Source organism: Cupriavidus sp. P-10, from assembly GCF_003402535.2.
Taxonomy (GTDB): domain Bacteria; phylum Pseudomonadota; class Gammaproteobacteria; order Burkholderiales; family Burkholderiaceae; genus Cupriavidus.
In genome coordinates, this window is record NZ_AP025172.1 from 59,642 (window position 1) to 72,843 (window position 13,202).

12 protein-coding genes are annotated in these 13,202 nt (G+C 67.7%); 7 read left to right on the forward strand and 5 right to left on the reverse strand.

The genetic code is table 11. From position 1 onward, the window contains the following. The first annotated feature begins 1 nt into the window (after position 1). The 4 genes from CTP10_RS30340 (at position 2) to CTP10_RS30355 (ending at position 3,551) form a co-directional block, all read left to right on the forward strand. Positions 2–610 carry a nuclear transport factor 2 family protein gene (locus CTP10_RS30340; protein ID WP_116318420.1) on the forward strand — a complete coding sequence of 203 codons (609 nt, stop codon included), beginning with the start codon at positions 2–4 and terminating at the stop codon, positions 608–610. A gap of 42 nt (positions 611–652) precedes the next feature. Beyond that, a complete protein-coding gene (locus CTP10_RS30345) occupies positions 653–1,492 on the forward strand; it encodes a fumarylacetoacetate hydrolase family protein (protein ID WP_116318421.1) in 840 nt (279 codons plus the stop codon). A 24-nt stretch (positions 1,493–1,516) separates the two neighbouring features. Continuing rightward, positions 1,517–2,440, forward strand: a complete 924-nt coding sequence (locus CTP10_RS30350; protein ID WP_116318422.1) for a VOC family protein — start codon at positions 1,517–1,519, stop codon at positions 2,438–2,440. A 181-nt stretch (positions 2,441–2,621) separates the two neighbouring features. Next, the gene (locus CTP10_RS30355; protein WP_116318423.1) at positions 2,622–3,551 is read left to right on the forward strand and encodes a 3-keto-5-aminohexanoate cleavage protein; all 930 of its coding nucleotides are present in this window, start codon (positions 2,622–2,624) and stop codon (positions 3,549–3,551) included. Between the two features lie 78 nt (positions 3,552–3,629). On the opposite strand, the gene CTP10_RS30360 is transcribed toward CTP10_RS30355, so the two are convergent. The 4 genes from CTP10_RS30360 to CTP10_RS30375 all read right to left on the reverse strand — a co-directional run bounded on the left by CTP10_RS30360 (position 3,630) and on the right by CTP10_RS30375 (position 8,482). Beyond that, complete coding sequence (locus CTP10_RS30360) at positions 3,630–4,772, reverse strand: amidohydrolase family protein (protein WP_233528012.1); 1,143 nt, start codon at positions 4,770–4,772, stop codon at positions 3,630–3,632. Positions 4,773–4,911: 139 nt separating this feature from the next. Further along, a complete protein-coding gene (gene mhpA, locus CTP10_RS30365) occupies positions 4,912–6,537 on the reverse strand; it encodes a bifunctional 3-(3-hydroxy-phenyl)propionate/3-hydroxycinnamic acid hydroxylase MhpA (protein WP_116318424.1) in 1,626 nt (541 codons plus the stop codon). Positions 6,538–6,627: 90 nt separating this feature from the next. Further along, on the reverse strand, positions 6,628–7,584 hold the full coding sequence (locus tag CTP10_RS30370; RefSeq protein ID WP_116318425.1) for a VOC family protein: 957 nt from the start codon (positions 7,582–7,584) through the stop codon (positions 6,628–6,630). Positions 7,585–7,639: 55 nt separating this feature from the next. Continuing rightward, entirely contained in the window at positions 7,640–8,482 is an 843-nt protein-coding gene (locus CTP10_RS30375; protein ID WP_116318426.1) for a fumarylacetoacetate hydrolase family protein, read from the reverse strand. Positions 8,483–8,625: 143 nt separating this feature from the next. On the opposite strand from CTP10_RS30375, the gene CTP10_RS30380 reads away from it, so the two are divergent. Then, positions 8,626–9,354, forward strand: coding sequence for a TetR/AcrR family transcriptional regulator (locus tag CTP10_RS30380; protein WP_233528013.1), 729 nt, complete (start codon positions 8,626–8,628; stop codon positions 9,352–9,354). A gap of 51 nt (positions 9,355–9,405) precedes the next feature. Here the strand turns inward: CTP10_RS30380 and CTP10_RS30385 are convergent, their stop codons facing one another. Continuing rightward, positions 9,406–10,332, reverse strand: a complete 927-nt coding sequence (locus tag CTP10_RS30385) for a LysR substrate-binding domain-containing protein (RefSeq protein ID WP_116318427.1) — start codon at positions 10,330–10,332, stop codon at positions 9,406–9,408. Between the two features lie 115 nt (positions 10,333–10,447). Between CTP10_RS30385 and CTP10_RS30390 the strand changes: the two genes are divergently transcribed. Further along, positions 10,448–11,470, forward strand: a complete 1,023-nt coding sequence (locus tag CTP10_RS30390; RefSeq protein ID WP_116318428.1) for a Bug family tripartite tricarboxylate transporter substrate binding protein — start codon at positions 10,448–10,450, stop codon at positions 11,468–11,470. A 20-nt stretch (positions 11,471–11,490) separates the two neighbouring features. Next, positions 11,491–13,146 (forward strand): FAD-dependent monooxygenase, encoded by a 1,656-nt coding sequence (locus tag CTP10_RS30395; RefSeq protein ID WP_233528014.1) that lies wholly within the window; start codon positions 11,491–11,493, stop codon positions 13,144–13,146. Positions 13,147–13,202: the final 56 nt, after the last annotated feature.

Below are 13,202 nucleotides of genomic sequence, written 5' to 3' on the forward strand. Positions count from 1 at the left end.
CATGCAAGACAGACTGCAAGCCATGCTCGACAAGTGCGAGATTGCCGAGGTCGTGCAGACCGAACGGGCCGCGCGCGACCAGGCGCAATGGACACGGATGCTCGACACATATCACCCGGATTCGGTGGTCGACCTGTCGTGGTTTTTTGGCAGCGGCCCGGAATTCGTGGCCGCGTCGCAACGGCTGTTCGAGGCGGGCCGCCACTCGGCGCACCAGATGGGGCCGACCCTGGTCACGCTGCGCGGCGACCGGGCGCTGGCGCATACGCCGTGCGCGGTGGCCGTGCGGACCCGGCTCGACGGCGTCGAGGTCGATGTCACCACGCATTCCCGGCTGCACGAGCGGATGGAGCGGCGCGACGGTGCGTGGCGCATCGCCCGCATGGGCATTGTCTACCTGCGCGACGGGATGACGGTAGTGAACCCGTGCGAGCGCGTGGAGATCGATGCCGCGATGCTGGCCACCTACCGCCCGACGTACCGCTTCCTGTCCTACCTGCTGGCGCAAGCCGGCCAGCAACCCCGCCTTGATTTGCCCGGCATCGACCGCCCCGAAACGGTCAGGCCGCTGCTCGATCGCGACGAGGCTTGGCTCGCCGGTATTGGCTGACGACATTCCACCCAACCCTTTCAGAAGAGAGACGAGAACCCCATGAGATACCTTCGATTCCTCCTTGACGGCAAGAAGAAGACCGGCGTGCGCGAGGGCGGCATGATCCGCGTGCTCGGTGACGCCGCGCTCGAAACCCTGCTCGCCGATGGCGTCGACCTCGAAGCCTATGCCGGTGGCGTGGCAGGCGGCACGCTTGTCACGGATGCCGACGTGACCTTCCTGCCCGTTCTGGAACATCCGCCCAAGCTGCTCTGCGTCGGCCTGAACTACGCCGACCACACCCGGGAAAGCAAGCTGGAACAGCCGAAATACCCCACCATGTTCCCGCGCTACGACACGAGCCTGACTGGGCACGGCCAGCCGATCGTGCGGCCGCGCGTGTCGGACTCGCTCGACTTCGAGGGCGAGTTCGCCGTGATCCTGAAATCCGGAGGCCGCCATATCCGCAAGGAGGATGCACTGCGCCACGTGGCCGGCTACGCGCTGTTCAACGACGGCTCCGTGCGCGAATACCAGTTCCTCGCTCCGCAATGGACGATGGGCAAGAACTTCGACCGCACCGGTGCCTTCGGCCCGGAACTGGTGACCGCCAGCGAAGTACCGCCGGGCGCCAGGGGCCTGACGCTCGAAACGCGCCTGAACGGCGAGGTGGTGCAGTCGGCCAGTACCGACACGTTGATCTTCGACGTCGCCACGCTGATTTCCACCCTCAGCGAGGCACTTACGCTGGAAGCCGGCGACGTGATCGTGACCGGCACGCCGAGTGGCGTGGGCTGGGCGCGCGATCCCAGGCTGGTCATGCGGGCCGGCGATGTGTGCGAGGTCAGCCTGACCGGCTTCGCCACCCTGCGCAACCCGATTGCCGACGAAGCCGCCTGACCTCCACTGAGCCCCGGAGCCATCATGACTGAAACCACCAGACACGCCGCCATTCATTCCATCGGCCACTATGCGCTGACCGTTCCAAACCTGGAGGACGCACGCCATTTCCACACTGCCTTCGGCCTGACCGTGGTCGATCACGGCGACCGGCTTGACGTGCTGACCCCGGATGAACAGCTCTGGGCGCGCTTCTTCCCCGGCGAGCGCCGCCAGCTCGCCTACCTGAGCTTCCACTGCTACGAGGAGGACTACGAGACCATCCGCAGCCAGCTCGAAGCGGCGAAGGTCCGCTTCGCGGACAACGCTCCATACGCCTCAGGCCGTGGCATGTGGTTCCAGGACCCGGACGGCAATCTCGTCCAGGTCAAGGTGGGTCCCAAGACCAGTCCGTCGGAAAAGCCACCGGTAGACAGCGTCCATGTCGGCGCCGACGCACGCGGCGCGCTGTTCCGCAATGAAGTGGCGATCGTACGTCCGCGCCGGCTGTCGCATGTGGCGCTGTTCACGCCGGACGTGACGCGCGCGCTCGACTTCTACGCCAGCGCACTCGGCCTGCGGCTGTCCGACCGCTCGGGCGACATGGTCGCCTTCACTCACGCGCCGCACGGCAGCGACCATCATCTGGTGGCATTCGCCGCGAGCCCGGCCAGAGGCTGGCACCACGCGTCGTGGGACGTTGCGAGCATCGACCAGGTCGGGCAGGGCGCGGCACAGATGGCCGCCGCCGGCTATGCCGAAGGCTGGGGCACCGGCCGTCACGTGCTTGGCTCCAATTTTTTTCACTACGTGCGCGATCCCTGGGGCTCGTTTTGCGAGTATTCCGCCGACATGGACTACATCTCGGCCGGCGCGGCGTGGCCCGCCGGCGACCACCCACCGGAGAACTCCATGCACCAGTGGGGACCCGAGGTGCCGCCGTGGTTCGTCCAGAACACGGAGGCGTGAGCCATGCCAGGCGTGTGGCGCTATGAAAGCCGGCGCGCAGGCATCGTGTTCACTGCAAATCCGGCGCGCTGACGCCGCGCCAAACCGTTTTGTCCCCTGCAAGGACGGGGCGACGTCGTTGTTCGCTCCGGCCTCCCCGTCCTTTTCCTCTTCGATTCCCAGTATTCAACGGAACTGAACCATGCCTTCCAACAAGGTCATCATCACCTGTGCCATTACGGGTTCCATCCATACGCCGTCGATGTCGCCCTACCTGCCCGTTACGCCGGAGCAGATCGCCACCTCCGCCATCGAGGCAGGCAAGGCCGGCGCCGCCATTGTCCATCTGCACGCGCGTGACCCGAAGACGGGTATCCCAAGCCAGGACCCGGCGCTGTTCGGCGAGATCCTCGGCACCATCGGGCCGGCGTCTGACGTGATCGTCAACCTGACAACGGGCGGCGCGCCCACCATGTCCATCGAAGAACGGCTGGCACCGGTGGCGCGCTTCCAGCCGGAGGTGGCGTCGCTGAACATGGGGTCGATGAACTTCGGGCTGTACGAGATGCTCGGGCGCTACAACGAGTTCCGCCACGACTGGGAGCGGCCGTATCTGGAGGCCAGCGAGGACCGCATCTTCCGCAATACCTTCCGCGACATCGCCCACATCCTTGAAGCCTGCAACGCCAACGAAACGCGCTTCGAGATCGAGTGCTACGACATCGGCCATCTCTACACTGCCGCGCACTTCCTCGACCGTGGGCTGCTGAAGGCGCCGCTGTTTATCCAGTCGGTGTTCGGCATCCGCGGTGGCATCGGGGCGCATCCGGAGGATGTCGTGCACATGAAGCGCACCGCCGACCGGCTGTTCGGCAAGGACTATGTGTGGTCGGTACTCGGCGCCGGGGCGCTGCAGCCGCGCATCGTCACACAGGGGTTGCTGATGGGTGGCAATGTGCGTGTGGGGCTGGAGGATAACCTGTGGCTGTCGAAGGGCAGGCTGGCGGCGAGCAACGCCGAGCAGGTGGCCAGCATCCGCAAGACGATCGAGCAGCTTGGCTACTCGGTGGCGACACCGGACGAGGCGCGGGCGATGCTGGGCCTGAAGGGGAAGGATAAGGTCGCCTTCTGATCCGGACGAGCGCACCGCTCCAACATGAAGCGGGTGCATTGGCGGACGTCCTGGTGGCGTCCGCCTCTGCTTTGGCAGTCAGGATGTGGCGAGGCGGGGGAACAGCGGCAGTGCGTTATCGCGCATGAAGGCCTGGCGCATGGCCGGCGTGAGACGAGGCGAGCGGTCGAGGATGCCTGCGAGGTCGGCGGCAATGGGTGCCGGTGTGAAAGGATAGTCGCTGCCGTAGAGCACCCGCGCGGGATCGGCCACCTGCAGCAAGGCGCTCAACGCAACCGGCTCCGGCGCGCCGGCGAGGTCATAGTAGAGCTTGCGGATCGCGGCGTCGACGCTGGTCTTGTTCCGGCCAAGCTTCAGCAGGCCGTTGATGGCGCCCACGCGCGCGGCCAGCACTGGCACGGCGGCGCCGGCATGCGGCACGATGATGCGGATATCGGGGTACTTCTCCAGCGTGCCTGTCAGGATCAGGTTGAATACCGCTCGCGTGGTCTCGAAGATGAACTCGATCATCGGGTAGGGATAGCCAAGCGGCGGGAGCGGGGGCTGGCCGGGTGTCTGAGCCTGCCCCTGGCAGCAGGGGCAGTACGGGTCGGTCGGATGGATGAACACGGTGGCCTTGCGTCGGTTCAGCTCCGCGAAAATCGGGTCGAGCCGCGCATCGCCGAGATAGATGCTGTGATAGTTCGACTCCATCACCACGCCATCCGCGCGCAGTGTGTCGAAGGCGTACCGCAATTCGGCGAGTGAGCCATCGACGTCGGGTAGCGGTAGCGCGGCGAAGAGGCCGAAGCGGGCCGGATACGCCTGGACGGCCTTCGCGCCTTCTTCGTTGCAGTAGCGCGCGAGGCGCCGGGCGGCGGCGTCGTCACCGAAATGCAGGCCCGGCGCTGAGATCGACAGCATCGCCGTGGCGATGTCGACCTGATCCATCATGCCGAGATGCCGCTCCACGCTCCATGGGGGAATGGCGGGCATGCCCGAAGGCTTGCCCTGGCCGGCAGCTTCAAGTGCGTTGCGGTACTGATCGGGGATGTAGTGCGCGTGGACGTCGATGCGGCGCAACGGCGCGGTGGCGGCCCGGCCCTTGCTGCTGCCGTCCGGCGCGGCGCTGGCGGCCCCGCTCATCGTGGACAGGCCGGCCGCGAGGCCGATCACGCCGGCCAGGGCCTGCCGCCGTCCCGTGCTGATTTCAGTGGTGGTGTGCTTTCTCCGCTCCGACATGATCGGCTGTCTCCCTCATAGATTGTTGGCATGGACGATCTGCCGATTCTAGAGAGGGGCCGCGCGGCGACCAAGCTAGGGAATGCGCAGCGGTCGGCGGAAACAGATGTGTACCCAAGACACGCGGTACACACCCGGCTCAGGCAGCCTTGCGATGCAGCGGCGCCTCGGACAGGCCGAGTTGTTCGCCCAGCTTTGCCACCAGCGCCGGAAGCTGCGTCGGATCGGCGACGCCGCCATAGACGTAGTAATCCGGCCGTACTACGATCGCGTGCGCCCCGTGTTCGGCGAAGAAGCGCGCATACTTGCCGCTGATATCGCGCAGTACGCGGCCCGGGCGGGTTTTCGCGGGATCGGTCGTCACGCCGATGGTGCTGGCGCCGATGCGCGCCAGCAGGGCGGCGCAGTCGGCGTCGATGTACTGGCCGGGGTCGGCGTCGAGCGTAATCACGTGGAACCCGTTGGCCAGCACGTCGTCGAAGCGCGCCACATGTCCACCGTCCGGGCCGTGGTCTTCCACCTGTCCGTGCACGCTGAGCCGGCCGGCCACGCCGGTGCTGCCGAAATCCGCGCTAAGGACGCCGCCGGTCAGGCCGGGGAACGGCGGCAGCGGCGGCACCTTGCCGCTCAGGAAGGCTTCGTCGCGGCGCGCGGCGGCCTCCGGGTCGGCAATGCAGACCACCTGGCCCATGGCGATGGAAGCATCGATCACCGCGCGCACCTGGGGCAGGCGCTCGGGTGTGTAGCTGTCGAGCAGCGCTTCGGTGGCGGTACCCTTGAGCAGCAAGTCGAGGCGCCAGGCCAGGTTCCATGCGTCGCGGATGCCCGAGCACATGCCCTGGCCCATGAACGGCGGCATCAGGTGCGCGGCGTCGCCAGCGAGCAGCACGCGGCCCCGGCGCCACTGCGAGGCAAGCAGCGAGCGGAATTTGTAGACGGCATAGCGCACCAGCGTCGCATTTTCCGGATTGACCCAGGGCGACAGCAGTTCCCACACCATCTCCTGCTTCTGCAGATCCTCGATAGTCTCGTGCGGGAGGCGCATGAATTCCCAGCGGCGGTAGCCGGGGCCGCCGGGCACCATCGTGGTCGGGCGGGCCGGGTTGCACCACTGGCCGATGTCTGGCACATCCAGCTTGACGCCGGGGTTCGGTTTCACGTCGATGACGAGCCAGTCTTCCTGGAAGCCGAGGTCGTCCTGGCCGATGCCCGAGGTCTTGCGCACGAAACTGTTGGCGCCGTCGGCGCCGATCACGTAGCGGGCACGCACGGTGCGCGTCGCGCTGGTCGGCAACCACCTGGCGCCGTCCATCGCGCCCTGCCGAAGCTGCACCTCGCAGTGGTCGGCGTGCTGCACCAGCGCGGTGGCCTCCCAGCCCTGGTTGACCTCGACCGTCGCCAGCGAGCGCGCCTTGCCGTCGAGCAGCGCCTCAAGCGTGGGCTGGTTGAACAGGTAGCCGACCGGGCCGTCGCTGATCGACTCGGCCGACCAGTCGATCTCGACCAGCGTCTTCCAGTCGGCGTTGAACCACTGGTACCTTGCCGAGGGCTGCGAGATCGCGGCCACGTCTTCGCCGATACCCATCGCATGGAATACGCGGCGGATCTCATGATCGTGGAAGACGGCGCGTGGCAGCGGGTAAAGCGACGGCCAGCGGTCGAAGGCGGCCACGCGGTAGCCGCGCTGGCCGAGCAGGATGGACAGGGATTGGCCTACCGGGCCGTAGCCGACGATGGCGACGTCGAGGATTTGATTGTCAGTCATGAAAGTCTCCTTGCAGCGGGCGCGAGCGTCCCCCTGGCGGCCGGCGGGGCCGGCTGCCATCGGGATCAGGCAAGCGCTGGAAAGCTGCGGTTAGCGCGCGGACGCGTCCGGCGCCTCGGTGTTGTGAATGAAGTCGGACGGCACGTCGGGGCCCCACTGGTAGAGCGAGTCCTCGGGCGCGAAGTCGCCGGCGGGCCATGGCTGGCCAGGGGCGACGAAGTCGATGTCGGCCGAGTACTCGTTGAACGAGCCCCACGGGTCCTGCACGTAGTGGAAGTAGTTCGAGCCGAGCACGTGGCGGCCCGTGCCCCAGCCACGCTTATAGCCGGCGGCGGCCATCTGGGCCGCGCCCTGGCCGACCATGTCGACGTCGCGCACGTCCCAGGCGGCGTGGTGCCAGCCACGCGCGCTGCTCCTGGCGAAGGCCACCAGGTGGTGGTCGCTGCCGTGCGGGGCGTGCGTGAAGGCGATGATGTCGAGCGACTTGTCGGACAGGCGCAGGCCAATGGCGCGCGCGTGGAAGTCCAGCGCGCGCAGCACGTCCGGCGTGAACAGCAGTACGTGCGACAGGCGTTCCGGATGCACCGTCTGCACCTGCGAGCGCGTCACCGCACCGCGGACGCTGGCGCCTGCGCCCACCGTCACATGCGGGGCCTTGGCGCTCGGGCTGGTCTTGGGGCCGGCCTTTACCTGCAGGAGGTTGCCGTCCGGATCGTGGAACCAGAAGCCGCCGGGTTCGGCGCCGTGCGGGGAATCGGCCCGCACGGCGCCGGCCTGTTCGACCTGCCGCGCCAGCGTGCCGACGTCGCGCTCGTAGCAGTTGAAGCTGAGCCACGCCAGGGACTTGGCGGGGGCAGGCAGGATACGGGCCCAGCGGTGGCCGTCGGCGGTGCGCAGCTCGAGTTCGTCGCCGTTGCGAACTTCCCGCACGTCAAGGCCGAAGGCGCGGTAGAAGCGGGCGGCCTCGGCGATCGACGGGACGTTCAGCGCGAAATGATCGATGGAATGCACGGCCGCATGCGGGCCTGCCACGTTGGTGTCGGGCATGGCTGTCTCCGGGGTTGCCGCCGGCTCGCATGGCCGGCGGTCTCGATGGGGAAACTTACTTCTTTTCGTCGACGATCGGGTTCGACAGCGTGCCAATCTTCTCGACAATCACCTCGCACACGTCGCCCTGCTGCATCAGCAGCTTCGGCTCGCGCGCCCAGCCGATGCCGGCCGGCGTGCCCGAGACGATCACGTCGCCCGCTTCGAGCGTGATGGCTTCCGAGATGACCGCGATCAGGGTTTCCACGTCGAAGATCATGTCGTCGGTGCTGGCCGACTGCACCACCTGGCCATTCAGCTTCGTCTGCAACTGCAGGCCGCGGGCACCCGGCGGCAGTTCGTCGGCGGTGACGAGGTCGGGGCCGAACGCGCCGGTGCCGTCGAAGTTCTTGCCCACCGTCCATTGCGGCGCCTTGAACTGGTATTCGCGCACCGAACCGTCATTGAACAGCGAATAGCCGGCCACGTGCGACAGCGCGTCTTCCTTGCGGATATGGCGGCCGCCCTTGCCGAGGATCACGGCGACCTCGCCCTCGAAGTCCAGGCCCGCGCAGTCGTCGACGGCGGGGCGCACCAGCGCCTGGTTGTGCGCCACCAGGCTGGTGTGCACGCGGAAGAACAGCGTCGGGTAGTTCGGCTGCTCGTACGGGCTTTCCTTGGTGTGGTCTGCATAGTTCAGCCCCACGCAGATGATCTTGGGCGGGCGCGACAGCGGCGGTAGCAGCGTCACGTCGCGCTCGTCCAGCAATTCACCCTTTGCCTGGGCGGCATACGCGGCCAGATCCACGCCGCGAGCGAGAAGCGATTCGAGCGGCTCATTGCCCAGCACGCGAATCTGCGCTGCTTCGCGCACACCAACTGCCTGCTTGCCCTGGAAATCGAAACTGACGAAACGCATCCTGTGTCTCCTGAAGTCATGTTGACGAACTTGTCAGGACGAATTCTAGTCAAATTGACGAATTCATCAACATGAAATTGACGTAGGAAAAACCCGAGGTTCGGGCGCTGCTAGAATCCATGGCAATTCATGCAATGACAGACATGTCAGACAAGATCCAGACCGCAGCGACCGAGACTGAAGCCGCCCTGGCGGGCGCCGAAGACCACCGCACCCGCGTGGCGGCCATGCGTCGCGAGAGGACGCGCAACCGCCTGATTGAATCGGCGCTTGCCGTGTTCGCCGAGAAGGGGCCCGACGGCGCGATGATCGACGACTTCATCGCCGCGGCCGGCGTAGCGCGGGGCACGTTCTACAACTACTTCCGCACGACAGGCGAACTGCTTTCCGCAGTGGCGGGCGAGGTCAGTGACGAGGTGCTGGCGGTGATCGACCCGGTGGTGCGCCAGTTCGACGATCCGGCCATGCGCATGGCGGTGGGCTGCCGCCTGTACATGCACATGGCGTGCCGCTATCCGCTGTGGGGGGCCTTCATCACGCGCGTGGGCACGCGGCGCGGCTCGCGCGGGCGCCTGCTTGACGCGTATATGACGCGCGATCTCGAAGTCGGCATCGCGCAGCGGCGCTTCCACATCGCCCATGTCGAGGTGGCGCGCGATCTGGCCCTCGGCGCGCTTGTCTATGGCATCGGGACCATGCTGCGCCCCGGGGCGCCGGCCGACTACCCGGAGCAGGTCATCCTGGCGGTGCTGCGCGCGCTTGGCCTTGCCGAGGCCGAGGCCGCGGGACTTGCCAATGCGCCACTGCCGGAAACCCAGGCGCCGCAAGGCGTGATATTCGAGAGGATTGGGGCGAATCTGCCGGCGGAGTGAGAAAACGGCCGGTGGGCTGTGACGTGGTCGGGGCCGGGCGGCGCGTGCCGGTCAGCGGGGCGTGGCCGGACGGCCGCGCTGGTGCGTATAGTGCCCGGCCGCGCGCTCGAACAGCGTTGCCAGGTGCGCGGCCGCCGGGGTCAGCGGCAGACCGGCGCGGGCGATGCGGACGATGTCGGCACTGTCGATCCGCTCGGCGATCGGGATCACCTCGACCACGCTTGAAAACAGCGGCGATTCGACCCACTGGCGGGGCAGCAACGCCAGCGCGTCGGTCATCGAGAGCAGTGCCGCCACGCCGATCATCGATTCCGCCTGCACCATTGCCACCGGCGGCGTGAGGCCGTAGCGGGCAAAGACGTCGGCGAACTCGCGCTCCAGCGGCTCGCGGGCGCCGGTCAGGATCCATTCCGCGTCGACCAGCTCCGCCAGTTGCCTCGCGTTGCGGCGCGGATGGCCCTTGCGGCCGGCGACGAGGCGCTCGTTCTCGAACAGCAGTTCGACGCTGTAGTGGTCGGCGTCGATGCGCTCAGGGCGCGGGCCGATGTAGAAGTCGAGCGTGCCATCGGCCAGCCGCCCTTCCAGCGCCGGGAAGAAGCCTTCCACCATATGCAGCCGCACCCCCGGGTGGGACTTGCGGAAGGCCGGAAAGACCCCGGGCACCAGCCCCAGCCAGGTGGCGCCGGACAGACCCACTGCCACCGCCCCGGTCTGACGGCCGCGCAGTTGCCCGACCTCCTCTTGCGCGCGCCGGATTTCCTCCATCGCGGCGTGGGTGCGGCGCAGGAAGGCTTCGCCGATCGGCGTCGGCACCACGCCACGTGCGTGCCGTTCAAGCAGCGGGGTGCCGAGTTCGGCCTCCAGTTCGCGCAGACTGCGGGTCAGGGAGGGCTGGGTCAGGCCAAGCCGGCGTGAGGCGCCGCGGATGCTGCGGGTCTCGGCGATGGCGATGAAGTCACGCAGGTGATGGAGCTTCATGGTGTTCCAACTGATAACTGTCAGGCATCAATAGGGCAATTCTGCCATCTATTCGCTGGCGCCGGCGATTCCTAGCATGTCGATGCATACCCATAAAACGAAATGGAGACTGACCATGAATCGCCCCCTGACCGGCGCCGCGGTGCCGGCCCGCATCCGTGCCCCCCATGTTTCGGCCCTTGCCGCCAGTGCGGCGCTCGCGCTGCTGCTGGTTGCCGCACCGGGCCGTGCCGAAACCTTCCCGTCCCATACCGTCCGCCTGGTCAGCCCGTTCCCGGCCGGCAGCGGGCCCGACGCCGTGTCGCGCCTGCTCGGCGAGCGGCTGGGCAAGGAATGGGGGCAGCCGGTCATCGTCGACCCGCGTCCCGGCGGCAATGGCTTTATCGCGATGGAAGCCGGCAAGCGCGCGCCGGCCACCGGGCATGAACTGGTCGTAGCCGACGTCGGCCACCTTGCCATCAATCCGGGTCTGTTCAAGAAATTGCCGTACGACCCGCGCCGCGACTTCGTGCCCGTCACCGGCCTGTACCGGGCGGCATTCTTCATCGTCGTGTCGCAGCAAAGCTCGCTGCGCAGCATCCCTGACCTGATCGCCGCCGCGAAGAAGGCGCCCGACGCCGTCACCTACGGTTCGTGGGCGGTGGGCAGCACCGGCCATCTCGGCGCGGCGCAGCTCGAGGTGGCCACCGGCACGCAGATGCTGCACGCGCCGTACAAGGACACGTCGCAGCTCTACACCGCCGTCGCCAACGGCGAGGTCACGTGGGCGCTCGGCACCTATGCCACCGCTGGTCCGCTGATCCAGGCCGGCAAGCTGCGCGTGCTGGCCGTGGCGGACAGCGTTCGCTCGCCGGTATTGCCCAATGTGCCGACGGTGGCCGAGGCCGGCGGCCCCGCCGGGCTGGAGGCGTCGAGCTGGGTCGCACTGCTGGCACCCGCCGGCACGCCGCCGGCCACGGTCAGCGCCATCGGCAAGGCGGTGCGCACGGTGCTCGGCGAGCCCGACGTCAAGGCGAAGCTGGCGACCTTCGGCTTCACGCCGGCGCCGGGCAGCAGCGAGGACGTCAGCGCGTGGGTCGCGCGCGACAGCCAGCGATATGCCGAGCTGATCAAGCGCACCGGCGCCACCATCAATTAAGCGAGAAGAAGGGGTTTGCCGTGAATACCGTGGAAACCGATGTCGTGATCGTTGGCGGCGGCCCGGCCGGGCTGATGCTGGCGATCGAACTGGGCTGTCGTGGCGTGCGCTGCCTCGTGCTGGAAGAGGATGTGGACCCGCCCGACTTTCCCAAGGCCAATGCCACCTCGGCCCGCACGATGGAGCACTACCGCCGGCGCGGCTTCGCAGCCGACGTGCGCGCCCTGGGCCTGCCGCCCGACTACCCGCAGGACCTGGTGTACTGCACGCGGCTGTCGCAGGCGGAACTGACGCGCTTCCGCGTGCCGAGCCGCGCCCAGGCGGCCGCCCTCGAAGCCTTTGGCGACTACGGCGACGCCGCCTGGCCCACGCCCGAGCTGCCGCACCGCGCCCAGCAGATGTACATCGAACCCATCCTGCGGCGGGAAGCGGCGAAGTATCCGGGTGTCGACCTGCGCTTCGGCCACCGGGCCGTGCGCGTGGCAGACCTCGGCGACGGCGTCGAAGTAGATGCCCTGCCGCACGACGGCGGCGAGCCGTGGCGTGTGAAAGCGCGCTACGGGGTTGGTTGCGATGGCCCGCGCAGCCTCGTGCGCAAGACGCTTGGCATCCAGTACGAAGGGCAGGGAAGTGAGAAGCGCGACTTCTTCGGCGGGCAGATGCTGTCGATCTACTTCCGTTCGAGCGACCTGTATGACGTGCTCGCCAAGGAGAAGGCATGGCAGTACTGGGCGGTGAACGGCAGCCAGCGCGGGCTGCTGATCGCCATCGACGGTGTCGAGTCCTTCCTCCTCGCGGTGCAGCTGAAGGACGGGGAACAGCCAGGCGATATCGATCCGGTCGCCACGGCGCTCACCGTCATCGGCGCCCCGCACGACTTCCGGCTGATCGGCATGATGCCGTGGGTGGCCGGCTACACGCTGGTCGCCAGGCGCCTGAGTGCAGGCCGCCTGTTTCTCGCTGGTGATGCCGCGCACCTGTTCACGCCGACCGGCGGCATGGGCTACAACACGTCGATCGACGACGCCGTCAACCTCGGCTGGAAGCTTGCGGTGGTACTGCAGGGCGGTGCCCCGCCCGCGCTGCTCGACAGCTACGACCTCGAACGCCGTCCCATGGCCGTGCGCAATACCGCGTTCGCACGCCGCATGGCCGACAGCATTGGCAACGTCCCGATCGCGTCCCATCTCGAGGCAGCCGGTGATGCAGGCGAGGCTGCGCGCGCCGAACTGGGTCGCGCGCTGGCGATGCACGTCGCCACCGAAATCAACATCCCCGGCCTGCAACTAGGCGTGCGCTATCTCGACAGTCCCATTGTGGCCCGAGAGCCCGGCACGCCCCCGCAGGACGATCCCAACCATTACATCGCCAGCGGCTGGCCCGGTGCGCGCGCGCCGCACGCGATGGTCGGCGGCGAGGTGCTGTTCGACCGCTTCGGGCGCGATTTCACGCTCCTGTCGTTCGACGCGGCCGATTGCACGGCATGGCAGGACGCGGCGCGCGAACGCGGCATCCGGCTCGATGTGCTGCCCGTGCGCGACGCCGGCGCCCGCGCTCTGTACGGCGCGCCCGCCGTGCTGGTCCGGCCCGACCACCACATCGCCTGGCGTGGCGAGGCGAACGCCGATGCCGACGCCGTGCTGGCAATGACCACAGGATTTGCCACGCATGCCTGAACTCCCCCGCAGTCAGCACTTCCGTCCCTGACGACTACACCAAAACAAATGAGGAG